This window comes from Serratia sp. BNK-33-b (assembly GCF_048684565.1).
Classification (GTDB): Bacteria; Pseudomonadota; Gammaproteobacteria; order Enterobacterales; family Enterobacteriaceae; genus Serratia; species Serratia marcescens.
This window is the reverse complement of sequence record NZ_JBLQTZ010000001.1, coordinates 506,597-529,104: the sequence shown is the minus strand read 5'-3', so window position 1 is coordinate 529,104 and position 22,508 is coordinate 506,597. Positions and strand designations below refer to the sequence as shown.

19 protein-coding genes are annotated in these 22,508 nt (G+C 61.9%); 7 read left to right on the top strand and 12 right to left on the bottom strand.

Annotated features, from left to right (window positions below; genetic code table 11):
* Positions 1-71 precede the first annotated feature (71 nt).
* A complete protein-coding gene (locus tag ACMGGK_RS02500; protein ID WP_004937281.1) occupies positions 72-1,469 on the top strand; it encodes a purine-cytosine permease family protein in 1,398 nt (465 codons plus the stop codon).
* Positions 1,466-2,398, top strand: a complete 933-nt coding sequence (locus ACMGGK_RS02495) for a PfkB family carbohydrate kinase (protein ID WP_143778506.1) — start codon at positions 1,466-1,468, stop codon at positions 2,396-2,398. The genes ACMGGK_RS02500 and ACMGGK_RS02495 overlap by 4 nt, the downstream gene beginning before the upstream one ends.
* 33 nt (positions 2,399-2,431) lie before the next feature.
* Here ACMGGK_RS02495 and ACMGGK_RS02490 read toward each other — a convergent pair whose 3' ends face one another.
* Positions 2,432-3,682, bottom strand: coding sequence for a nucleoside permease (locus ACMGGK_RS02490; RefSeq protein WP_028128309.1), 1,251 nt, complete (start codon positions 3,680-3,682; stop codon positions 2,432-2,434).
* Positions 3,683-3,764: 82 nt separating this feature from the next.
* Positions 3,765-4,586: a xanthosine phosphorylase gene (gene xapA / locus ACMGGK_RS02485; protein ID WP_420276654.1), complete on the bottom strand. Its 822-nt coding sequence runs from the start codon at positions 4,584-4,586 to the stop codon at positions 3,765-3,767.
* 137 nt (positions 4,587-4,723) lie between these two features.
* On the opposite strand from xapA, the gene ACMGGK_RS02480 reads away from it, so the two are divergent.
* On the top strand, positions 4,724-5,635 hold the full coding sequence (locus ACMGGK_RS02480; protein ID WP_151254416.1) for a LysR family transcriptional regulator: 912 nt from the start codon (positions 4,724-4,726) through the stop codon (positions 5,633-5,635).
* 17 nt (positions 5,636-5,652) lie between these two features.
* On the opposite strand, the gene ftsP is transcribed toward ACMGGK_RS02480, so the two are convergent.
* The 3 genes from ftsP to parC form a co-directional block, all read right to left on the bottom strand.
* Positions 5,653-7,068 (bottom strand): cell division protein FtsP, encoded by a 1,416-nt coding sequence (ftsP, locus tag ACMGGK_RS02475; protein ID WP_004937270.1) that lies wholly within the window; start codon positions 7,066-7,068, stop codon positions 5,653-5,655.
* Positions 7,069-7,200: 132 nt separating this feature from the next.
* The gene (locus ACMGGK_RS02470; RefSeq protein WP_004937266.1) at positions 7,201-7,935 is read right to left on the bottom strand and encodes a 1-acylglycerol-3-phosphate O-acyltransferase; all 735 of its coding nucleotides are present in this window, start codon (positions 7,933-7,935) and stop codon (positions 7,201-7,203) included.
* A gap of 246 nt (positions 7,936-8,181) precedes the next feature.
* A complete protein-coding gene (gene parC, locus ACMGGK_RS02465) occupies positions 8,182-10,455 on the bottom strand; it encodes a DNA topoisomerase IV subunit A (RefSeq protein ID WP_016930135.1) in 2,274 nt (757 codons plus the stop codon).
* 325 nt (positions 10,456-10,780) lie between these two features.
* Here parC and ACMGGK_RS02460 point away from each other — a divergent pair, with 325 nt between their 5' ends.
* Both ACMGGK_RS02460 and ACMGGK_RS02455 read left to right on the top strand, forming a co-directional pair.
* Positions 10,781-11,362, top strand: a complete 582-nt coding sequence (locus ACMGGK_RS02460) for an NAD(P)H-dependent oxidoreductase (RefSeq protein ID WP_016930136.1) — start codon at positions 10,781-10,783, stop codon at positions 11,360-11,362.
* Positions 11,363-11,395: 33 nt separating this feature from the next.
* The gene (locus ACMGGK_RS02455; RefSeq protein ID WP_004937258.1) at positions 11,396-11,704 is read left to right on the top strand and encodes a putative quinol monooxygenase; all 309 of its coding nucleotides are present in this window, start codon (positions 11,396-11,398) and stop codon (positions 11,702-11,704) included.
* 8 nt (positions 11,705-11,712) lie between these two features.
* Here the strand turns inward: ACMGGK_RS02455 and ACMGGK_RS02450 are convergent, their stop codons facing one another.
* The 6 genes from ACMGGK_RS02450 to nudF form a co-directional block, all read right to left on the bottom strand.
* Positions 11,713-12,609: a LysR substrate-binding domain-containing protein gene (locus ACMGGK_RS02450; protein ID WP_143778505.1), complete on the bottom strand. Its 897-nt coding sequence runs from the start codon at positions 12,607-12,609 to the stop codon at positions 11,713-11,715.
* A gap of 82 nt (positions 12,610-12,691) precedes the next feature.
* Entirely contained in the window at positions 12,692-14,587 is a 1,896-nt protein-coding gene (parE, locus tag ACMGGK_RS02445; protein WP_025304305.1) for a DNA topoisomerase IV subunit B, read from the bottom strand.
* Between the two features lie 46 nt (positions 14,588-14,633).
* Entirely contained in the window at positions 14,634-15,218 is a 585-nt protein-coding gene (gene yqiA, locus ACMGGK_RS02440; protein ID WP_015379081.1) for an esterase YqiA, read from the bottom strand.
* Positions 15,218-16,045 (bottom strand): 3',5'-cyclic-AMP phosphodiesterase, encoded by an 828-nt coding sequence (gene cpdA, locus ACMGGK_RS02435; RefSeq protein ID WP_004937250.1) that lies wholly within the window; start codon positions 16,043-16,045, stop codon positions 15,218-15,220. Before cpdA ends, yqiA begins: the two co-directional genes overlap by 1 nt.
* A 27-nt stretch (positions 16,046-16,072) precedes the next feature.
* On the bottom strand, positions 16,073-16,498 hold the full coding sequence (locus ACMGGK_RS02430) for a DUF1249 family protein (protein ID WP_004937244.1): 426 nt from the start codon (positions 16,496-16,498) through the stop codon (positions 16,073-16,075).
* Positions 16,498-17,130 carry an ADP-ribose diphosphatase gene (gene nudF / locus ACMGGK_RS02425; protein WP_016930141.1) on the bottom strand — a complete coding sequence of 211 codons (633 nt, stop codon included), beginning with the start codon at positions 17,128-17,130 and terminating at the stop codon, positions 16,498-16,500. The genes ACMGGK_RS02430 and nudF overlap by 1 nt, the downstream gene beginning before the upstream one ends.
* Before the next feature lie 347 nt (positions 17,131-17,477).
* Here nudF and hasF point away from each other — a divergent pair, with 347 nt between their 5' ends.
* Together hasF and dhaR are read left to right on the top strand one after the other, a co-directional pair.
* On the top strand, positions 17,478-18,977 hold the full coding sequence (gene hasF / locus ACMGGK_RS02420) for a multidrug efflux transporter outer membrane subunit HasF (RefSeq protein WP_016930142.1): 1,500 nt from the start codon (positions 17,478-17,480) through the stop codon (positions 18,975-18,977).
* 151 nt (positions 18,978-19,128) lie between these two features.
* Positions 19,129-21,078 carry a dihydroxyacetone kinase operon transcriptional regulator DhaR gene (dhaR, locus tag ACMGGK_RS02415; RefSeq protein WP_420276653.1) on the top strand — a complete coding sequence of 650 codons (1,950 nt, stop codon included), beginning with the start codon at positions 19,129-19,131 and terminating at the stop codon, positions 21,076-21,078.
* Here the strand turns inward: dhaR and dhaM are convergent.
* Positions 21,075-22,505: a dihydroxyacetone kinase phosphoryl donor subunit DhaM gene (gene dhaM / locus ACMGGK_RS02410; RefSeq protein ID WP_016930144.1), complete on the bottom strand. Its 1,431-nt coding sequence runs from the start codon at positions 22,503-22,505 to the stop codon at positions 21,075-21,077. The genes dhaR and dhaM overlap by 4 nt on opposite strands.
* Between the last annotated feature and the right edge of the window lie 3 nt (positions 22,506-22,508).

The following is a 22,508-nucleotide window of genomic DNA, read 5'->3' as shown; positions in this document are numbered from 1 at the left end:
CGCGCCAACGGAATCGATTTTCAGTCAACTGCGGCGGCCCTCGCGGCCCTGCGCAACAGGGATCATTTGCTATGACCGATATCAATCGCAATGAAGCATGGAAGGTAGAAAGCACCGGTATCGACCGGGTGCCGGACGCGGAACAGACCGGTAAGCCCATCGAGCTGTTTTGGATCTGGTCGGCGGCCAATATCGGTATTCTCGGCGTGGTGTACGGCGCCATCATCGTCGGCTTCGGCTTATCCTTTCTGCAATCGGTACTCGCCGCGCTGGTCGGCGTCGCCAGCTTCGTGCTGGTCGGCCTCACCAGCTTCGCCGGCAAGCGCGGGCGCACCTCTACGCTGACGCTCTCGCGGGTGATTTTCGGGCTGAAGGGCAACGTGGCGCCCACCCTGTTCAGTTGGATCAACCTGATGGGCTGGGAAGCGGTCAACGTGATCACCGGCACCCTGACGCTGGCGGCGCTGTTCGAGGCCTTCGGACTGGGAACCAGCCACCTGCTGACCGCGCTCAGCCTGCTGCTGTTCGGCGGGCTCACTGTCGTCGTCAGCCTGCTGGGGCAAAATACCGTGGTCTGGATGCAGAGCTGGTTCAGCCGCATCTTCGGCACCATGACGCTGATCGTGGTGCTCTATATCCTGTTCAACACCGAGTGGAGCCAGGTGCTGGCGCTGCCTTCCGGCAGTTGGTTGACCGGTTTCCTGCCGGCGGTATCGGTGATCGCCGCCGGCACCGGCATCAGTTGGGCAATCGCCGGCGCCGATTACAGCCGCTATCAAAGCCCGAGCTCGTCGAGCAAAGGCATTTTCGCCGCGGTGATGGGCGGTGCCTGTTTGCCGCTGATGCTGCTGATGCTGGCCGGTATTCTGCTTTCCGTGCAGCTCCCCGATCTGGCCAGCGCCGCCAACCCCATCGCGCTGATAGGCTCGGTGCTGCCCGCCTGGATGGCCATCCCTTATCTGCTGGCCGCCACCGCCGGCATCGTCACCATCGCGGTGCTCAGCCTGTATTCCGCCAGCCTTAACCTGCTGACCATCGGCGTGCAGGTCAAACAATGGCTGGCGGTATCGATCGACGCCGTGGTGGTGCTGGGCATCGCCCTGTATGTGCTGTTCATCTCCGGCGATTTCATGGGGCCGTTCATCTCCTTCCTGGTGTTCTGCGGGGTGTTTCTGGCGGCCTGGGAGGCGATTTTCCTGCTCGATTACCTGTGCCTGCGCCGCCGCCACGGGTATGATGGCAACGCTTTGTACGGCCTGCATGGCCAGAACCGCGGCGTGCGCAAAGCCCCGCTGTTTTGCTGGTTCCTCGGCGCCCTGTGCGGCCTGCTGGTCACCAAAACCGGTTTTATCGACGGCCCGCTGGCCAAAGGCTTGTTCGCCGACTCCAGCCTGGGGCTGTTTGTGTCGTTTGCGGTGAGTCTGATCGCTTACGGTCTGTACCTGACCCAACGCAGAGAACATCAATGAATGAGTGGGAAGCTGTAACACCTGTCCTGGTGATTGGGGGCGCGGTCGGCGATCTGGTGATGACGCTGCCGCGCCTGCCGATCCGCGGTGAAGATATCGAAGCCCTGCCGCAGGCGCGGCAAATCGGCGGTTGCGCGTTCAACGTGGCGCGCGCGCTGACGCGCCTTGAAGCGCCGGTGATCAACGGCATGCCGGTCGGCAACGGCGAGTGGGGCGCGGCGATCGAAGCCGCCATGGGCGAACTGGGGCTGGAGGTGCTGTTGCGCCACGGCCAGATGGACAACGGCTGGTGCCTGGCGCTGGTGGAGCCCGACGGCGAACGCACCTTTATCACGGTGTCCGGTTGCGAAAGCCAATGGAATAAAGCGCAGCTGGCGACCCTGCCGCTGACGGAACACACGCTGATCTACGCCAGCGGCTACGAGCTGGCGGGCGAAAACGGCGAAGCGCTGCGCGAGTGGCTGACGCGCATGCCGTTCGACCAACCGCGCCTGATCGATCCCGGCCCGCGCATCGCCCAGCTCAGCGAAGATTTCTTCGCCATGCTCAGCGACAGCCACACTCTGCTGACGCTCAACCGCGACGAAGTGGCCACGCTGTGCGGCGCCGGCGACGCCGTGGAGGCCGCACAGCGCTATGCCGCCGCCCGTAATCTGACGCTGATCTGTCGCCTGGATCGCGACGGCGCGTGGATCTGCGACGGCCGCACGCCGCCGCTGCACGTTCCGGCCTATCCGGTAGAGGTCGTTGACACCATCGGCGCGGGCGATGCCCACTGCGCCGGTTTGCTGGCGGGCCTGTCTGCCGGCTGGCCACTGCCGCGGGCGGTCGATCTGGCCAACCGGGTCGCCGCTTGCGTGGTGGCCAGCCTCGGCGCCGCCAATCCGCCGGACCGGCAGCAGCTGCAGCAGCGCTTCCCGCAGGCCTGACGTTTCAGGGTGCAGCCAGCTGCGCCCCCTGCCTTACTGCGCCGCCGCCGCGCTCTCCTGCGGCGGGTGGCGGTAGTTGAAGCTCAACGCGAACACGATCCCCAGCACCAGCGTATACAGCGCAAACACCAGCCAGATGCTCTGCCAGTCTTTCACGCCGTCATGGCTGAAGAAGTCCACCACCTCGCCGCTGGCGAGCGCCCCCAGATAGGCGCCCAAACCGTTGACCATGGTCATGAACAGCCCCTGCGCGCTGGCGCGGATGCGGTGATCGGCCTCTTTCTCGACGAAGATGGCGCCGGAGATATTGAAGAAGTCGAAGGCGCAGCCGTAGACAATCATCGACAGCAACAGCAGCACGAAACCAAAGCCGACCGGCGTGCCGTAAGCCAGGAACAGAAAGCGCAGCGTCCAGGCCGCCATGCTGATCAGCATCACCTGCTTGATGCCGTAACGGCGCAGGAAGAAGGGAATGGTGAGGATAAAGAACACTTCGGAGATCTGCGACAGCGACAGCAGCACCGCCGGATACCGGACGCTGAGGCTGTCCTGATACAGCGGATTGAGCGACAGATCGTGCAGGAACGGGTTGCCGAAGGTATTGGTTATCTGCAGCGCCGCGCCAAGCAACATGGCGAACAGGAAAAACAGCGCCATGCGCCGCTGGCGGAACAACACCAGCGCATCCAACCCCAGCACGCTCACCCAGCTTTTCGACTCGGCCGCGCGGTTGGTCGGGCAACGCGGCAGCGTCAGCGAATAGGCGGACAGCAGCAGCGACGCCGCAGAAGCCAGATACAGCTGCAGATTGCTGAGCTCGATGCGGCTGAAGCCGACCAACCACATCGCCAGAATGAATCCCACGGTGCCGTACACCCGCACCGGCGGAAAGTCCCTCACCGTGTCAAAGCCGTGCTTTTCGAGGCAAAAATAGGAAATGGCGTTGGAGAGCGCGATGGTCGGCATATAGACCATCGCGTTGAACAGCATCACCCAGAACATCAGCATCGGTTGCTCGACCTGCGCCGCGCAGTACAGCGCCAGCGCCCCGAGCAGGTGGCACAGCGCATACAGATAGTTGGCCTTCATCCACCGATCGGCGATGATGCCCGCCAGCCCCGGCATGATCAGCGCGGCGATGCCTTTGGCGCTGTAGACCATCCCCACCTGCATGCCGCTGAAATGCAGCGTGTTGATCATGTAGGAGCCCAGCGTCACCAGCCAGGCGCCCCAGATAAAGAACTGCAGGAAAATCATGACTTTTAATCGTGTTTTTATCGCCATCGCCATCACCTTGTTATTATGCTTTCAACGATGATTGGTGCGGCGGGGCCCCCTGCAGCCCGCCGCCGGTTTGCTTGCGGTGTTACAGTGTTTTGAACAGCTCGCGGATCAGGCGCATGAAATCGTCCGCCGCCAGCGCCGCGCAGCTGAGCGTTTGTTCGTGGGAAAGAGGCGTATCCGACAGCCCTTCGGCGTAGTTGGTCATCGCGGACACCACCAGCACCTTGAGACCGCAGTGGCGCGCCGCCAGGACTTCCGGCACGATCGACATGCCCACCACGTCGCAGCCCAGGGTCTGCATCATGCGGATCTCCGCCGGCGTTTCGAAATTCGGCCCGGTGTAGGCGGCGAATACCCCTTCCGCCAGCGGAATGCCCGCGCTTTCGGCCACCGCCGCCAGCCCGGCGCGCAGATCGCGATCGTAGGCGTTCGCCAGGCTGAAGAAGCGCGGCCCGAAGCGATCGTCGTTGGCGCCGACCAGCGGCGATTCCGGCATGAAATTGATGTGATCGGTAATCGCCACCAGGCTGCCCGGCGCCACCGAACGGCGCAGCGAACCCGCGGCGTTGGTCGCCAGCAGGAATTCGCAGCCCAGCAGTTTAAAAGTGCGCACCGCGGTGGTCATCACCTGCATGCCACGCCCTTCATAGAAATGACCGCGCCCTTTCATGCACAATACCGGCACGCCTTCCAGCTTGCCGGCGACCAGCTGCCCGGCGTGGCCGGCGACGCCGCTCACCGGAAAGCCCGGCAGCTCCGCGTAATCGAGGATGACGGTTTCGGTCATCACCTCCGCCAGGGCGCCAAGCCCGGAGCCGAGAATCAAGGCCGCTTTCGGCTGGAAACCCGGCAGGCGCGCGCGGACGACGTCGGCGCAGGTAAAAGCATCTTCTTGATTAAACATCGTATTCTCTCTTTCAGCGGGGGATAATAAGCCCCATAGTAGAGAGCGAGGCGCGGCCGAGACCAATACATTCTTGGCGGCCGATTTATTCCATTTACCTATAAGTTGAGCTGCGTCACAAGGAGGCGATACCCCGGATGAACCCGCCCCAAGCCCTGCCCGATCCCGGCCGGATTAACTTCCGCCTGCTGCACTATTTCCGCGTGGTGGCGGAAGAGATGAACTTCACCCAGGCGGCGCGGCGGCTGAATATGTCACAGCCGCCGCTCAGCAAGCACATCAAGGAGCTGGAGAGTCAGCTCGGGGTGGTGCTGTTCAAACGCACCACCCGCTCCATGACGCTGACGCCGGCCGGCCGCACGCTGCTGCGCAACGTCGAGCGGCTGCTGGATCAGGCCGACAGCGCATTGCATCAGGTGCAACAGATGGGGCGTGGCGAAGGCGGCCACATGGTGGTCGGCATGGTCGGCACCTCGGCCTGGGGCGGCCTGATCGCGGCGCTGCGGCGATTCAGCGAGCGGAGCGCCGGCGTCACCTGGTCGTTGAACGAGCTGACGCCCAGCCAGCAAATCGCCGCGCTGCAAAAGCGGCATATCGACATCGGGGTCTGGCGAGAGGCGCAGCAGCAGACGCTGCCGGGGTTAACCTGCCAACGGTTGGCAAGCGAGAGCATCGCCGTAGTGTTGCCGCTCGATCATCCGCTGGCGCAGCAGGAAAATATCCCGCTGGCGGCGCTGCAGAACGACAGCTTCATCGTGCTGCCGCCGCATGAGGCCAGCCTGGGGCTGTATCTGCACAATCTGTGTCTGCAGCAGGGATTTTTGCCGGACGTCGTTTATCAGGTCAACGAACCGCAGACCCTGCTGGCGCTGGTGGCGGAAGGCTGCGGCATCACGCTGCTGCCGGACAGCTACGGCCGCATCCCGTGGCCCGGCGTACGCTTTTGCTCGCTGCAACAGGCGCCGCCGGCGGATCTGTACGCGGTGTATCGCGCCGACAGCGTCACGCCGGTGGTGCAGGCCTTCCTGGAAATGCTGCGGGCGCCGTAAGCGGCCCGCAGCGCAGATTACATCGTCGGCTGCACCATCAGCTGGCCGGCGGTGCCGCGATCGGCCATCTCCAGCGTCTGGCTGTAATACAGGAACGGGAAGTGTTCGGAGGTAGGTTGGTTGAAATACACCAGCAGCTCGACGTCGCCATCGACCCAGACGGTGTCCTTCCAGCCGCGATCTTCCGCCATCGGCTGCGCGCCGTTGACGCGTTTGATCAGGAACTGCACGCCCTGAATATGGAACGCCTGCGGCGTATCCGCATGAATGTTCCAACGTTCCCAGGTGCCTTGCTGTGCCTGTACGTCGATGCGGTTCATGTCCCAAATCGCGCCGTTGATGCCGACGCCGCCGTCGCCCAGGCGGAAATCGCGGGTGCGGCTGGCGCTGCCGTCCAACAGCTGATCCGCCAGCAGGCGCATCGGCAGGTTGTCGGTCACCAGCGGCAGCAGGCCGGTCGGGCGCAGCGTCAGCACCTGGGTGGACACCAGAATGCTCGACGGCTCGAACAGGCCGCGCAGGCGATCCATGATGCCCGCCGCTTCACCGGCGGTGATGGTCACCTCTTCGCCCTTCGACATGTCGATCAGCACTTCCCGGCGTTCGCCAGGCGCCAACGACAGCTGCTGCACCGCGACCGGCGCAGGCAGGAAGCCCTGATCGCTGGCAATCACGTTGAACGGCCGCCCGTCGCTGAGCTGCAGGGTATAGCGGCGCGCGTTGGAGGCGTTAAGCAGGCGCAGACGCACCCAGCCGCGCGACACGTCGACATACGGGTTTTGCACGCCGTTGACCAACAGCGTATCGCCGACGAAACCGCCCTGCGACGGTGCATCGTATTGCGGTGTGCCGAAGTTATCGAAGCGTTTGTCCTGAATGATCAACGGGAAATCGTCGACGCCGTAGTGGTTGGGCAGCGGCAGCGCTTTGCTGACGGCATCTTCCACCAGCCACAGCCCGGCCAGCCCGTTGTAAACGTGCGGCGCCATACGGTTCGGCGTGTTGGCATGGTACCAGCAGGTGGCCGCCGCCTGACGAATGGGCAGCACCGGCGACCAGTCGACGTTAGGCGACATCATGCGCGGCGCGCCGCCCATCAGCGTGCCTGGCACCTGCAGACCGCTGACGGTCATCGCTACCGGCTCCTGCAGGCGGTTGCTGTAGATCAGTTTGACGTCGTCACCGCTGTAAACCCGCACCGTCGGCCCCAGGTACATGCCATTGATGCCCCACACCGCCGCTTTGCGGTTATCCATAAACGCCCAATGGGCGCGCTGCAAGGTCAGGAACAGCGGCTGACCGCGGCGAGACTCCAGCAGCGGGGGAATGGGTAACGGGGTCTGCGTTCCGCTCGCCTCAGCCCTCAGCGGCACGGCGCCCGCGCACAGCGCCAGGCCCGATGCCTGTAAAAACTGACGTCGACTGAGTGACATATTTTCTCCATGAAAAGCAATAACTAAACCGTGTGCAAAACCCAAACGCCCGCCAATCAAGATTAGCAGGCGTTCAGGCGTTAACGGCGCTGAACGCCAATTAAAACCCTATTCTTTGAAGCCGGTAGACTCTTATTTTTTGGCGGCGTTGCGCTGGGCGACTTCGGCGTCCAATTCGGCGATTTTCGCCTCCATCAGCTCACGGCAATGGGCCGCCAACTCACGCACGTTTTCTTTGCCGTATTTGCTGGTATCCACCGGCGCCAACATCTCGACGATCACATGACCGTTATTCCAGCGATTAAGATTTATATTACCGCTGGTGGTTGATACACAGATCGGCACAATCGGCACGCCGGCGGCGATGGCCGCGTGGAACGCGCCGGTTTTAAACGGCATCAGCCCGCGACCGCGGCTGCGGGTCCCTTCCGGGAACATCCAGATCGAAATGTCTTTCTTTTTGAACTGCTCCGCCACCTGGGCGATGGTGCCGTGCGCCTTGGCGCGATTATCACGATCTATCAGCAGATTACCGGTCAGCCAATACAGCGGGCCGAAAAACGGGATCCACACCAGACTTTTTTTACCGACGGTCACGGTGCGCGGCTGCACGATATTGGAGGCCGTCACCATGTCGTAGTTATTTTGGTGGTTGGCGATATAGATGCAGTTGCCATTGTTGGCCGCATCGGCCGGCACGCGGGTTTCAACCTTGATGCCGAACAGCGTCGACAGGCGGCCGAAAAGATGGCCGAAGGTCGCCACGTGGCGAGGGTTGCGCGGGCTGAACAAGCAATAAACAGAACCGAAAATACACACCAGAATACAGAAAAGAGTGGCGAGAACGGCACGCAAAATCAATAACATAACAACCTCATTAGCACACTGCCAACGCAGTTTACTTCGCTGCGCAGATTCCTTTACTCATTATTTGCCGGCCAGGCGGTAAGCACGCCGATGTCACCTGCATTTCTCGCTATTTTCCTGCCAGGCGGCAGTACGCACAATAATTTTATGCGCAGAAATGTTAACTATTTGGAAAATAAACGCCAGCAAAAATAAATAAGGCGGCCACAGCATGCTGCGACCGCCCTTTAACGCCGGCGCCAACGCTTACTCTTCGCTGTCGCCTCCCGACGCCCGCACCGGCGCATCCACTTCGACGCGATCGATGCGCTGCAGGCCACGCGGCAGCTGGGTGCCCTTGCGGCCGCGCTCCGCGCGGAACTTCTGCAGATCCTCCGGACGCAGCGTCAGCTTGCGTTTGCCGACGTACAACGTGACGGACGCCTGCGGCGGCAGCACGAACAGCCAGGCCAGCTTGTCTTCACCGGCTGCGGCCTGCGCCGCCGGAATGGAGACGATCTTGTTGCCCTTGCCCTTCGACAGTTGCGGCAGATCGGCGACCGGGAACATCAACATGCGCCCGGCGGCGGTGATCGACAGCAGCATATCGTCTGCGCCGTGAATTTCCATCGGCGGCAGCGCTCTGGCGTTGTCCGGCAGCGTGATCATCACCTTGCCGGCGCGGTTGCGCGCCACCAGATCGTTAAAGGTGCAAACGAAACCGTAACCGGCGTCGGACGCCATCAGCAGTTTTTGATCGTCGGCCGCCATCAGCACCTGCTCAATGGTGGCGCCCGGCGGCGGCGTCAGCTTGCCGGTCAACGGTTCGCCCTGCCCGCGCGCCGAAGGCAGCGTCATCGGATCGAGCGCATAGCTGCGCCCGGTAGAATCGATGAACACCACCGGCTGGTTGCTCTTGCCGCGCGCCGCGCCGCGGAAGCTGTCGCCGGCCTTGTAGCTCAACCCTGCCGGATCGATGTCGTGGCCCTTGGCGCTGCGCACCCAGCCCATTTCCGACAGCACGATGGTCACCGGCTCGGACGGCACGAAATCGTGCTCGCTCATCGCCTTGGCTTCCGCACGCTCGGTCAGCGGCGAACGGCGATCGTCGCCGTAGGTTTGCGCGTCGGCCTGGATCTCTTTCTTAATCAGCGTATTCAACTTGCGCTCGGACGCCAGCAGCGCCTGCAGTTGATCGCGCTCTTTCGCCAGCTCGTCCTGCTCACCGCGGATCTTGACCTCTTCCAGCTTGGCCAGGTGACGCAGTTTCAGCTCGAGGATCGCTTCCGCCTGGGTATCGGAGATGCCGAAACGCTGCATCAGCACCGGCTTCGGCTCATCCTCGCTGCGGATGATGTGGATCACCTCGTCGATATTGAGGAACGCCACCAGTAAACCTTCGAGGATATGCAAACGCTTGAGCACCTTCTCGAGGCGGTAGTTCAGGCGGCGGCGCACCGTATCGCGACGGTAGGCCAGCCATTCGGTGAGGATCTCCACCAGCCCTTTGACCTGCGGGCGGTTGTCCAGACCGATCATGTTCATGTTGATGCGGTAGCTGCGTTCCAGATCGGTGGTGGCGAACAGGTGATTCATCACCTGCTCCAGATCGATGCGGTTGGAACGCGGCACGATCACCAGACGCGTCGGGTTCTCGTGATCGGATTCATCGCGCAGATCCTCGACCATCGGCAGCTTCTTGGCGCGCATCTGGCTGGCGATCTGCTCCAGCACCTTGGCGCCGGAGACCTGATGCGGCAAGGCGGTGATCACCGCGCTGCCGTCCTCTTTCTTCCACACGGCGCGCATGCGCACCGAGCCGCGGCCGCTCTGGTAAATTTTGCGAATTTCATCGCGCGGGGTAATGATCTCGGCTTCGGTCGGGAAGTCCGGCCCCTGCACGAACTCGAGCAGGTCATCGAGCGAGGCGCCCGGCTTGTCGAGCAGCGCCACCGCCGCAGCGGCGACTTCGCGCACGTTGTGAGGCGGAATATCGGTCGCCATGCCGACCGCGATGCCGGTGGTGCCGTTCAGCAGGATGTTCGGCAGACGCGCCGGCAGCATCTTCGGCTCTTGCAGCGTGCCGTCAAAGTTCGGGATCCAGTCGACCGTGCCCTGGCCCAGTTCGGCCAGCAAGACCTCGGCGTATTTGGACAGGCGCGATTCGGTATAACGCATCGCCGCGAACGACTTGGGATCGTCCGGCGCCCCCCAGTTCCCCTGGCCGTCCACCAGCGGATAGCGATACGAGAACGGCTGCGCCATCAGCACCATGGCTTCATAACACGCGCTGTCGCCGTGCGGGTGGTATTTACCCAGCACGTCGCCCACGGTGCGGGCGGATTTCTTGAATTTGGCGCTGTTGGTCAGCCCCAGTTCAGACATGGCGTAGATGATGCGGCGTTGTACCGGCTTCAAACCGTCGCCAATGTACGGCAACGCCCGATCCATGATGACGTACATGGAATAGTTCAGATAGGCGTTTTCAGTGAATGTGTGCAGCGGTAAACGCTCTACACCGTCATGAGTCAGATCACTCATTACTCAATTATCCTCAGACCGTGGCTTGGCAATCCCTTGGACGACAAAAGGCATCGCTTGTCGATTCTGCCCGCGATAGTAACCCATCTGCGGGGTAGCTGTCACAGTTGGCGCAAGGATCGCCGCCGGCGGCCGGTTGCGCGATGCGGTTTATGCAAAATTTCGCTGTCTGGCGGCCCGTTTATTGACTGGCAGTCAACACTGTTGTGCGCTAGATCGCATTTTTACTTGCCTGACTCACGATTACACTCGTCACCAGCGAGATGGTTTCCGCCTTTTCAGCGGGAAGCATGCCATATCTTAACTCTGACGGGAGCCGTGAAAGATGAGCAATATCCTGATTATCAACGCTAAAAAACAATTCGGCCATTCCAACGGTGAACTCAACCAAACCCTGAGCGACGTGGCGGAAGGCTTCCTGCGCGATCTGCAGCACGATGTGCAGGTCACCGTGGTCGACGACGGCTATGACATCGAAGCCGAAGTACAGAAATACCTGTGGGCCGACGCGGTCATCTATCAGATGCCGGGCTGGTGGATGGGCGAACCTTGGATCCTGAAAAAATACATCGATGAAGTGTTCACCGCCGGTCACGGCAGCCTGTATGCCAACGACGGTCGCTCTCGTTCTGACGAAAGCAAAAAATATGGCTCCGGCGGCCTGATCCAGGGCAAAAAATACCTGCTGAGCCTGACCTGGAACGCCCCGATGGAGGCCTTCACCGATCCCGATCAGTTCTTCCACGGTATCGGCGTCGACGGCGTTTACCTGCACTTCCACAAGGCCAACCAGTTCCTGGGAATGGAAGCGCTGCCGACCTTTATCTGCAATAACGTGATAAAACAACCGGATATCGAAGCGGACATCGCACGTTATCGCGAGCATTTGGCGAAAATTTTTGCTTAACTGACGCAGAACATTCTCATCAACGAGGCAGACATGATCACCGTAATCGCAGAAATCAAAGTGAAACCCGGCCACCGCGCCACCGTACTGCAAGCCATTGAAAAACTGGTGCCGCTGGTGCTGGCGGAAGACGGCTGCGGCGAATATACGCCGATGGTCGACAGCAATACCCAGGCACCCTGGCAGAAACGGTCGCCGGATTCGGTATTCATGCTGGAGAAATGGGAAAGCATGGCGCATCTGGAAAAACACCTGGCCATTGAGCACATGCTCAAACACCGCGAGACCATCAAGGACAGCGTGCTGGACACCGAGATATACATCCTGGAAAACGCCCTGTAAGCTCCGCCTTATAACGTCTGCGCGTCGATGTGCGCGCTGACGTAGTCAAGAAAACAGGTGATGCGCGCCGCCAATTGCGTATTGCGGTAATACACCGCATTGATCGGCTGGCGCACGTCCAGCGTCTCCTGCTCCAGCAACGTCACCAACTTGCCGGCTTCCCGATCGCGGCGGGTCATAAAGTCTGCCAGCTGTACGATCCCCTCGCCCCGCAGCGCCAATTGCCGCAACGTTTCCCCGCTGGACGCAGAGATCGTCGGCGTGATGGTGAAATGCGGCGCCTGGCGATAGCGCAACGGCCACTGGTTAAGCGACTCCGGCTGGGTAAAACCGAGCAGACAATGCCGATGCAACTCCTCCACGCTCTGCGGCGTGCCGTGCTGCTGCAGATAAGCCGGGCTGGCGAGGATGCGCAGCCGGCTGGCTCCCAGCGCGCGCGCATGAATGGTCGAATCACGCAACACACCGATGCGAATGGCGATATCCGTGCGTTTTTCCAGCAGATCGATAATCAGGTTGTCGGTGTTCAGCTCGAGCGAAATTTGCGGATAACGTTCTCTGAACCCCGCCACCAGCGGCACGATGACGTGCTCCATAAAAGGTGCGGCCGCATTGATCCGCAGCCGCCCGGCGGGCATTTGCCGGCGCACCGCCATTTGCTCTTCGGCATTTTCCACCGAGCTGATGATCGTACGCGCATGGTTCAGGAAGCTCAGCCCCTCTTCGGTCAGCTCCAAACGACGCGTCGTGCGGCGCATCAGGGTGGTATCGAGCTTATTCTCCAGGCGGCTGAGCGCGCGGCTGATGCCGGATGTTGTCTGGCCGAGCTGATCGGCGGCGGCGGTGATGGAACCGCTGTCGACCACCGAGGTGAACGCCAGCAATTCTTCAAGCGTGATCTTCATGCATTCCGGCCCAGGTTATCGGGCGCCGCATGAACGCCCTGCGGGAAAGCCGGCCCGGCGTTTCACCGGGCCAGGGTCAGGCTCAGACCGCCAATTCGGCCATGTCGCCCTTGTCTTGCAGCCAGTTGCGGCGATCTTCCGAACGCTTCTTGGCCAACAGCATGTCCATCACCGCCAGCGTCTGATCGACGTCATCCTCCGCCACCGTCAGTTGCACCAGACGGCGGGTGTTCGGATCGAGGGTGGTTTCGCGCAGCTGCAGCGGGTTCATCTCGCCCAGCCCTTTAAAGCGCTGCACGTTCGGCTTGCCCTTCTTGCGCTTCAGCTGTTCCAGCACGCCGGCTTTCTCTTCTTCATCCAGCGCGTAGAACACTTCTTTACCGAGATCGATGCGATACAGCGGCGGCATGGCGACATAGACGTGGCCGCCTTTCACCAGCGAACGGAAGTGGCGCACGAACAGCGCGCACAGCAGCGTGGCGATATGCAAGCCATCGGAATCCGCATCCGCCAGGATGCAGATTTTGCCGTAGCGCAATTGGCTGAGATCTTCGCTGTCCGGATCGATGCCGATCGCCACGGAAATGTCGTGCACTTCCTGCGAGGCCAGCACTTCGTCCGAGGACACTTCCCAGGTATTCAGGATCTTGCCCTTCAGCGGCATGATCGCCTGATACTCGCGATCGCGCGCCTGCTTGGCCGATCCGCCCGCCGAATCCCCTTCCACCAGGAACAGTTCGGTCATGGCCAGATCCTGCGAGGTGCAGTCCGCCAGCTTGCCCGGCAGCGCCGGCCCGCTGGTGAGCTTCTTGCGCACCACTTTCTTGGCCGCGCGCAGGCGGCGCTGGGCGCTGGAGATCGCCAGCTCGGCCAGCTGTTCCGCCGCCTGAACGTTCTGGTTCAGCCACAGGCTGAAGGCGTCTTTCACCACGCCGGAAACGAAGGCCGCGCACTGACGCGAGGAGAGACGCTCTTTGGTCTGCCCGGCAAACTGCGGATCCTGCATCTTCACCGACAGCACGTAGGCGCAACGATCCCAGATATCCTCCGCCGACAGCTTCACGCCGCGCGGCAGAATATTGCGGAATTCGCAGAACTCGCGCATCGCGTCCAGCAACCCCTGACGCAGGCCGTTGACGTGAGTGCCGCCCTGCATGGTCGGGATCAGGTTGACGTAGCTTTCGGTCAGCAGCTCGCCGCCTTCCGGCAGCCACAGCAGCGCCCAGTCCACCGCTTCGGTGTCACCGGCGAAATTGCCGACGAACGGCGCTTCCGGCAGGGTTATCAGGCCGTTAACCGCTTCCATCAGGTAGTCGGTCAGGCCGTCCTGGTAGCACCAGCGCTGCTCGGTGTTGTTCACCTTGTCGATGAAATAGATCTCGACGCCGGGGCACAGCACCGCTTTGGCTTTCAGCAGGTGAGTCAGGCGCGATACCGAGAAACGCGGGCTGTCGAAGAACTGTTCGTCGGGCCAGAAGTGCACGCTGGTGCCGGTGTTGCGTTTGCCGCAGGTGCCGGTCACCGTCAGATCCTGCACTTTGTCGCCGTTTTCGAAGGCGATGCCGTAGACGTTGCCGTCGCGGCGCACGTTGACTTCCACCCGCTTCGACAGGGCGTTGACCACCGAGATCCCAACGCCGTGCAGGCCGCCGGAGAACTGGTAGTTTTTATTCGAGAATTTACCGCCGGCGTGCAGCCGGCACAGGATCAACTCAACCGCCGGCACGCCCTCTTCCGGGTGGATGTCCACCGGCATGCCGCGGCCGTCGTCGATCACTTCCAGCGACTGATCGGCGTGCAGGATCACGTCGATGCGCTTGGCGTGACCGGCCAACGCTTCGTCGACGCTGTTATCGATCACCTCTTGGCCGAGGTGGTTTGGGCGCGTCGTGTCGGTATACATGCCGGGACGACGGCGCACTGGTTCTAGACCGCTGAGTACTTCAATGGCATCAGCGTTATAGCTGGATTGAGTCATCGTTGATTATTTTTTCGTGGTTAAAGGGAGGTGCCGGAACGGTCCGTCAGACCGCGTTTAGCCCTAAAAAATCCACAATCTGGGGGAAGTAGTGCTCGAAACCGACGAAGGCGTGGTTTCCACCCGACTCCACCGTTTGCCGACACGCGGTGTAATACGCCACTGCCTGGCCGTAATCGAGAATTTCATCGCCCGTTTGCTGCAGCAGCCAGATTAAATCCGGCGACTCCAAAGGATCGATCTGCATCACTTTCAGATCGTAAACGTGCCGAGACTCTAACACATATTGCTGGCCGGTGTAGGGGTTCTCGTTGGCGCCGAGATAGTCGACCAGCAGCTCAAACGGCTTGACCGCCGGGTTGACCACCACCGCCGGCAGGGAAAAACACTGCGACAGCCAGGTGGCGTAATAGCCGCCCAGCGACGAGCCGACCAGCCCGAGCGTTTGCCCGGCGCGTTCCAGCACCAGATTTTCCAGCATCTCGGCGGCCTCCGCCGGAAAGGCCGGCAGCTGCGGCACCAGCATCTCGATATCGGGATGGTGTTCGGCCAGCCAGGCCTTGAAGGCCACCGCCTTGGCCGACTGCGGCGAGCTGTTGAAACCGTGCAGGTAGAGCAGTGTCGAAGGCATCAGTATCCATCCGAGTCCATATCGGGGCGGAAATCGTCGTTTTCCAGGCGGAACACCTGCGTCTCGACGCGACCGTCCGGCAGCAGATCGAGGTAGCGCCAGCCGGGGGAAACGTCGTCGATGGTGAAGTTCGTGCAGTGCGGCTTGAATTGCACGCAGGTAGACGGCGTCGCCAACAGGCGCCGACCCTGCCATTCCAAATCCAGATCCTGGTGAATGTGCCCGCACACCACGGTATTCACTTTCGGATAACGCAGCAGGATTGCGCCCAGCATATGCGGGTTGCGCAGGCTGTGCTGATCGAGCCAGGTGCAACCGGAAGGCAGCGGATGATGGTGCAGCAGCAGCAGCGTATAGCGCTCGGGGTGAGCCTGCAGGCAACGCTCCATCCACTCCAGCTGGTATTCGCTCAATTCGCCGTGCGGCACGCCGAACACCTGGCTGTCCAGCATCAGCACTTGCCAGTTATCACCCAACAGCACCTGTTTGGAAGGCGCAATGCCCGCGGCGGCCAACGCGTCGACCATCGCCGGTTGAAAATCGTGGTTGCCCGGCAGCCACACGCAGGGGGCCGGCAGTTGCGCGATGCCGGCGGCGAAGTGGCGGTACGCCTCTTGCGAATGATCCTGCGCCAAATCTCCCGTGGCGACGATCAAATCGACGTCGCGGCGCTGCGCCTGGATGGCGTCCAGCACCGCGTGATAGCTGCGATAGGTATTGATGCCGAGCAACGTCTCGTGTTCGCCGGCAAAAAGGTGGGTATCTGTTATTTGTAGAATCCTGACCGCGGCCCCACTCGCCACGGGCAGTTTAAACAGGCTTTCCAAATGGTGTCCTTTGTTATTTCAGTCTGTCTAACAAACCGGAACCGCCATCGCTCCATGCGCCAAACAGTAGCGCAGCCAATCAGCAAGAAACTGGTTAATTTGATGCTTTTCGTCGCGTTGATGCAACTTTTTATTAGGATAATCATAACGCGCTTTAAAGCGGTAGATCTGCTGACTGGAACACACTTCCGCAACCATGGCGTCATGGTACAACCGCACCGTCATCGCGGGCAGGCTCCAGTAGCTGACCGCCGGAAAGATCTGCTCGATCTCCACCAGCGACGTGTAACGCGTGGACTCAACGATGGTCAAACGATAGCCGGCGCCGTTCACCTGATAAGTCACCGTTTCGCCCGCTTCGTCGTTGCGCGGCAGCAAGCGGCGCAATTGCGCGAAGTTGGTTTCGCACAATCTCATCATTTCGGGGAAATCAGGGGTATAGCGCTGTTTCATTAGTTGGCCCACTCTTTTCTCAACGATTCATGGTGCAACGCCAGCCATTGCAATGCAATCACTGATGCGGCGTTATCGATCGCGCCTTCCTCAACCCAGCGGTAAGCCTGTTCGCGGCTGACCACATGGACGCGGATATCTTCATGTTCTTCCGCCAGGCCGTGGATGCCCTCGGCGGTGCCGGCGTCCACTTCGCCGACCATGATCGACAAACGTTCGCTGGTGCCGCCGGGGCTGGCCAGGTAGCTCAGCACCGGTTTGCAGCGCCCGACCACCACGCCGGCCTCTTCCTGCGCTTCGCGGCGGCATACGTCCTCGACGCTTTCACCGGTTTCGATCATACCCGCCACCATTTCCAGCAGCCAGGGCGAATTACTGGTATCGACCGCGGCGATGCGCAGTTGTTCAACCAGCACAACCTCGTCGCGCACCGGATCGTAGGGCAGCAGCACCGCCGCATGGCCGCGTTCGAAAATTTCACGCGTGATTTCAGGGCTCATTTCACCATTGAACAACCGGTGGCGAAACCGGTATAAATTGAGTGAAAAAAAACCACGGTACAGCGTCTCGCGTGCAATAATTTCTACATCTTTTTTATCGAAAGTAACGGGCGACGGCTGCGAACGGTTCATGCGCGAATTCTCCTGCGTGAGTATGCCGATAAAATAAACGGTTTTGATGACAGAAACAGCGGGACTCTCCGCCGCGGCTTTATGTTAGGCTGTTTTTCGCCGCCGGATGCGGCACGTTTGTGCGCTCGCAGGTAATAGCGGGAAACAATCCGGATTGTCAGCCATAATATCAGCTGCAGTCGACCCGGGCAGTACGCCAAGGTAAATGGGCGGTCTGAAAGGTAAAAGTTACGTGAGATGGCACATTCAGCCACCTGATGCGTACCTCAGACTCTGCTAGAATCGGCAACTATTTCGTCTATCGTCAGCGCTAACATAGCAATATTGCTGCACAACAAGGAATGCAAATGAAGAAACTGCTCCCCCTTCTTATCGGACTGAGCCTGGGCGGCTTCAGTGCAATGAGCCAGGCAGAGAACCTGCTGCAGGTCTACAAACAGGCCAGGGAAAGTAACCCGGATCTGCGCAAAAGTGCAGCTGACCGCGACGCCGCATTCGAAAAGATCAACGAAGCGCGCAGCCCGTTGCTGCCGCAGCTCGGCCTGACCGCCGGTTACAACTACACCAGCGGGTATCGAGACAGCCGCGACACCCATAGCGATAGCACAAGCGGCTCGCTGGCGCTGACGCAAACCATCTTCGACATGTCGAAATGGCGCCAACTGACGCTGCAGGAAAAGACCGCCGGCATCTCCGACGTCACCTTCCAGACCGCTGAGCAACAGCTTATTCTCAACACGGCGACCGCTTACTTCAACGTGCTGAAAGCGATCGATACGCTGTCCTATACCCAGGCGCAGAAAGACGCGGTGTACCGCACGCTGGATCAAACCACCCAGCGCTTCAACGTGGGTCTGGTGGCGATCACCGACGTGCAGAACGCCCGCTCGAACTACGACACCGTGCTGGCGGCGGAAGTCTCCGCCCGCAACGATCTGGACAACGCGCTGGAAACGCTGCGTCAGGTCACCGGCACCTTCTACCCCGAGCTGGCCTCGCTGAACACCGATCGCTTCAGCACCCAACGCCCGGAAGCGGTGAACAACCTGCTGAAAGAAGCGGAAGCGCGCAACCTGAGCCTGCTGTCCGCCCGCCTGAGCCAGGATCTGGCGCGCGAACAGATCCGCGCCGCGCAGACCGGCTATATGCCGACAGTGGACTTCAGCGCCTCCACGGCGATCTCCAACAACAATTACGGCGGCTCACGCAACACCACGCGCGACGCAGACCTCGGTGAAAACAAAGTGGGTCTGAGCTTCAACCTGCCGCTGTACAGCGGCGGCGCGACCAATTCGCAGGTGAAACAAGCGCAGTACGGCTTCGTCGGCGCCAGCGAGCAGTTGGAAAGCTCACACCGCAGCGTGGTGCAGACCGTGCGTTCGTCGTTCAACAACGTTAACGCTTCGATCAGCAGCATCAACGCCTACAAACAGGCGGTGATCTCCGCGCAAAGCTCCCTGGACGCGATGGAAGCCGGTTATCAGGTCGGTACCCGCACCATCGTCGACGTGCTGGACGCCACCACCACGCTGTATAACGCCAAACGTCAGCTGTCCGACGCGCGTTATACCTATTTGATCAACCAACTGAACATCAAGTCGGCGCTCGGCACGCTGAACCAGAACGATCTGCTGCTGTTGAACGGCGCGTTGGGCAAACCGGTATCGACCGCGCCTGACGCCGTCGCACCGCAGAATCGCGCGCAGGACGCCTATGCGGACGGCTATCAGGACAATGCGCCGATGCAACAAACTGCGGCGCCGGCACCGGCGGCCACTCGCGCATCTGCGCCGGCCGTTACCACCAGCCAACCGGCTCGCAACAGCGGCAACCCATTCCGCAACTGATGCGCGCACGCTGACAAACACGGGGTCCGGCCTGCGCCGCGCCCCGTTTTTTTTGTCCCGATTTTCCCCGCTTCTGCCCGCCGCCTCACAGCCGCCGCCGCGTCAGGTGGTATCATCGTCACTCTCGTTTTCGCAGTCTGGATGAGGTTCGATGGACAACGATTCACGCTGGCAGCGTCTGATTAACGATGGCGAATTGCCGCCGCCGCTGCGCCCGACGCCGGCGGTGTACGCCTCCTGGCTGCGCTGCCGCAGCCTGATGCAACCCGATGTCTGGCAAGCACCGCACCGCGCTCAGGGCGCCACCTTCGAATCGATTTGCCGCCGCAAGAACGATCTGCTGACGCTCGGCCAGGCGGCGCTGGAAGACGCCTGCGAATACATGGAGCCGCGTCGCTGTCTGTTGATGATCTTCGACGAGAGCGGCTGCATGCTGTGGCGCTGCGGCGACGCCCAAACCTGGGAGCTTTTGCAGCAATTGGGGTTCGCCCCCGGCGCCTACTGGGCCGAGGGGCAGATCGGCACCAATGCTCCGGCGCTGGCGGCGGCGGAAGGCCACCCGGTACGAGTGAGCGGTGAAGAGCACGTGCGCCGGGCGCTGCACGGTTGGTCATTCTGCGCGACGCCGGTCTACGACAACAGCGGCCGCCAGCGCGGCTCGATCGCGCTGGGCTGCCTGCTGGCCGACTGTGCCGCCGGCGATCTGTCGCTGACGCTGGCCATCGCCCGCGAAATCGGCAACTCGCTGAACGCCGACGGCCTACTGGCGGAATCCAACCGCCATCTGAATCAACTTTACGGCCTGCTGGACGGCGTGGACGACGGCGTCATGGCCTGGGATCACCGCGGCTACCTGCAATACATCAACCAGCGCGCCGCCGGCCTGCTGAAGCTGGACGAACAGCAGAGCCAGGGCAAACCGCTGGCGCAGCTGTTGACGCTGCCCGCCCTGCTCAAGCGCGCCATCGCCGACCGGCAGCCGCTGCAACACGTCGAAGTCACCTTCGAAAGCCAGCGGCAGTTTATTGCCGCTTTGCTGACGCTAAAGCCGATTTTCGACGGCGATCGCTGCAGTTTCATCGCCCTGCTGCACCCGCTCGAGCGGCTGCGCCAGTACGTCAGCAGCCAGTTGGGGCGCGTCAGCCACAGTTTCGAGCAAATGCCCTCCGCCTCGCTGGAAATGCGGCGGCTGATCCGTTACGGCCAGCAGGCGGCCAAGGGCCTGCATCCGATCCTGCTGCGCGGAGAGGAAGGGGTTGGCAAAGAGCTGCTCAGCCAGGCTATCCACAACGCCGGCGAACGCGCCGCCGGGCCGTATATCGCCCTCAACTGCCAGCTGCTGCCGCAGGCGCAGGGGCTGCGTGAACTGTTGGGCAGCGACGCCAGCGAAGAAGAGGCGGGCCAGCTCAGCAAATTCGAATTGGCCAACGGCGGCACGCTGTATCTCGAACAGATCGAATACCTGCCGGCGGAAATGCAGTCGGCGCTGCTGCAGGTGCTGAAAACCGGCGTGGTGATCCGCCTCAATTCCAGCCGGGTGATCCCGGTCGATGTCCGAGTCATCGCCGGCAGCGCCGCCGACCTGCCGCTGCTGGTGCAGCAAAACCGCTTCCGCCGCCAGCTGTTTTACAGCCTGCAGGCGTTCGAGATCCAGATCCCGCCGCTGCGCCAGCGGCTGAGCGATATTCCGCTGCTGGTCAAACACCATCTGCGCACGCTGGAGCAGCATTTTCAGTGTCGCTTCCGGGTGGATGACGAGGTGATGGCCCAGTTGGCGCTTTATCTGTGGCCGGGCAACGATTTGGAACTGAAAGGGGTGGTGGAGCGCGCGGCGATGATTTGCCACGGCCACCACATCCAGTTGGCGGATCTGCCGGTGCACCTGCTCGGCCAGCCGTCGCTGCTGGAAAGCGATCCGCCGCCCGGCGCGCCGCTGTTGACGCTGACGGACATGGAACGCCAGGCGATCCTGCGCGCGGCGACCGTCAGCCGCGGCCAGGTGACGGAGATGGCGCAGCTGCTGGGCATCGGCCGCACCACGCTGTGGCGGAAGATCAAACAGCACGGGATCGACATCCGCCAGTTCAAGCTGCGCGCTTAGTGGCTGAGCTGCAATACCCCGCGCGCGGCGTCCAGCATCGCCTTCTGTCCGCTGCGGGTTTTGCTCAGGCAATCCTGCATACCGACCACCATCGGAATGCCCATCGCCTTCGCCAGAATGGCGCTGTGCGACAGGGCATTGCCGCCGCTCAGACAGATGCCGAGCACCAGCCGGCGATCGAGCATCACCACCTCCGAAGGCATCAGTTCGTCCATCACCAATATTGACGGTTCTGCGAGCGCAATAACCGGCAGCGGCAGTCTCTGTAGATGGCACAGCGTGCGGCGCAGCATGTCGCGCACGTCCAATTCGCGCGCCCGCATGTAGTCGTCATCCAGCTCGCGGTACTCTTCGGCGATCGCCTCCAGCACCTGCCGCCAGGCCTGCTCGGCGCTGCACAGCTGTTGCGCGATGCGGGTGTAAGCCGCCTGCTGCAGATCCGGATCGTCCAGCAGCATGCTGTGGGCGCCGAAGATCGCCGCCTGCGGCTTGCCGATCAGCGTGCCGGTGCGTTCCGCCAGCCGGTTCAGATCGCTCAGCGTGTGCTGTAACGCCTCCCGCAGGCGTTGCTGTTCGCCCAGCACCTCGTCCGCGCCGATACGCCGATCGGCGGTTGGCGGCCAGAAGCTGTGGGCCTGAAACACCGGCCCGCTGGTGACGCTTTCCGCCACCGGGATACCGTGCAGCGAAGGCTGCTGCCGCTCGGAGACCGTCTCGCCAAAATGTTGTTCCGCCAGCGCTTTGAACGCCGCCAGCGCCTCGTCCGCCTGCGCGCCGTCGGCGATCAGGCGAACGGTGTCGCCGTGACGCACCTGCAGCAGCGCCAGCTGATTGAGACTGCGCGGATCGACGCACTGCCCCTGCTTCTCCAGCACCAGCTCGGCCTTGAACGGCGCCAGCGTCTCGACCAGCCGCGCCGCCGGGCGCGCATGCAGCCCATGCGGGTTCTGCACCGTCCAGGTTGCGCTTTTGCCCTGCGCCAGCGGCAAGGCCACGCTTTTCGCCGTCGGTGAAGCCTCGCCCAGCTGTGCCTGTTTGGCCTGCAGCGCCCCCTGCGCCTCCGCCACCACCTGCTCCAGCGAGGCGCCGGAGTTGGCGGCAACCACCGCCGCCAGCGTGCCTTCAACCAGCGGCGCTGCACACAGCCGCACTTTGGCGGCCAGATCCGGATCCAGCAGATCGAGCGCGGTTTCGGCACTGAGCAGCGCGCTGCCCAGATCCATCAGCACCAGAACGCCGTCGCCGTCGGCGACCGCTTCGATCGCCTCCATCACTTTGACCGCGTCGGTGCCGATCGGGTGCTGCTCGTCATCCACGCCCGCCGCCAGCGCCAGTTTGCAGCCGTCGCCGCGCATCATCTGCCGCGCCAACTGCTCAACGCCGCGCGCCAGCAACGCGCTGTGCGAAACCACCACGATATTAATCATCTC

Excerpts from the sequence above, each read along its gene's own strand:
- ACMGGK_RS02500 (WP_004937281.1), top strand. The coding sequence starts at position 72 with ATGACCGATATCAATCGCAATGAAGCATGGAAGGTAGAAAGCACCGGT.
- ACMGGK_RS02495 (WP_143778506.1), top strand. The coding sequence starts at position 1,466 with ATGAATGAGTGGGAAGCTGTAACACCTGTCCTGGTGATTGGGGGCGCG.
- ACMGGK_RS02490 (WP_028128309.1), bottom strand. The coding sequence starts at position 3,682 with ATGGCGATAAAAACACGATTAAAAGTCATGATTTTCCTGCAGTTCTTT.
- xapA (WP_420276654.1), bottom strand. The coding sequence starts at position 4,586 with ATGTTTAATCAAGAAGATGCTTTTACCTGCGCCGACGTCGTCCGCGCG.
- ACMGGK_RS02480 (WP_151254416.1), top strand. The coding sequence starts at position 4,724 with ATGAACCCGCCCCAAGCCCTGCCCGATCCCGGCCGGATTAACTTCCGC.
- ftsP (WP_004937270.1), bottom strand. The coding sequence starts at position 7,068 with ATGTCACTCAGTCGACGTCAGTTTTTACAGGCATCGGGCCTGGCGCTG.
- ACMGGK_RS02470 (WP_004937266.1), bottom strand. The coding sequence starts at position 7,935 with ATGTTATTGATTTTGCGTGCCGTTCTCGCCACTCTTTTCTGTATTCTG.
- parC (WP_016930135.1), bottom strand. The coding sequence starts at position 10,455 with ATGAGTGATCTGACTCATGACGGTGTAGAGCGTTTACCGCTGCACACA.
- ACMGGK_RS02460 (WP_016930136.1), top strand. The coding sequence starts at position 10,781 with ATGAGCAATATCCTGATTATCAACGCTAAAAAACAATTCGGCCATTCC.
- ACMGGK_RS02455 (WP_004937258.1), top strand. The coding sequence starts at position 11,396 with ATGATCACCGTAATCGCAGAAATCAAAGTGAAACCCGGCCACCGCGCC.
- ACMGGK_RS02450 (WP_143778505.1), bottom strand. The coding sequence starts at position 12,609 with ATGAAGATCACGCTTGAAGAATTGCTGGCGTTCACCTCGGTGGTCGAC.
- parE (WP_025304305.1), bottom strand. The coding sequence starts at position 14,587 with ATGACTCAATCCAGCTATAACGCTGATGCCATTGAAGTACTCAGCGGT.
- yqiA (WP_015379081.1), bottom strand. The coding sequence starts at position 15,218 with ATGCCTTCGACACTGCTCTACCTGCACGGTTTCAACAGCTCGCCGCAG.
- ACMGGK_RS02430 (WP_004937244.1), bottom strand. The coding sequence starts at position 16,498 with ATGAAACAGCGCTATACCCCTGATTTCCCCGAAATGATGAGATTGTGC.
- nudF (WP_016930141.1), bottom strand. The coding sequence starts at position 17,130 with ATGAACCGTTCGCAGCCGTCGCCCGTTACTTTCGATAAAAAAGATGTA.
- hasF (WP_016930142.1), top strand. The coding sequence starts at position 17,478 with ATGAAGAAACTGCTCCCCCTTCTTATCGGACTGAGCCTGGGCGGCTTC.
- dhaR (WP_420276653.1), top strand. The coding sequence starts at position 19,129 with ATGGACAACGATTCACGCTGGCAGCGTCTGATTAACGATGGCGAATTG.
- dhaM (WP_016930144.1), bottom strand. The coding sequence starts at position 22,505 with ATGATTAATATCGTGGTGGTTTCGCACAGCGCGTTGCTGGCGCGCGGC.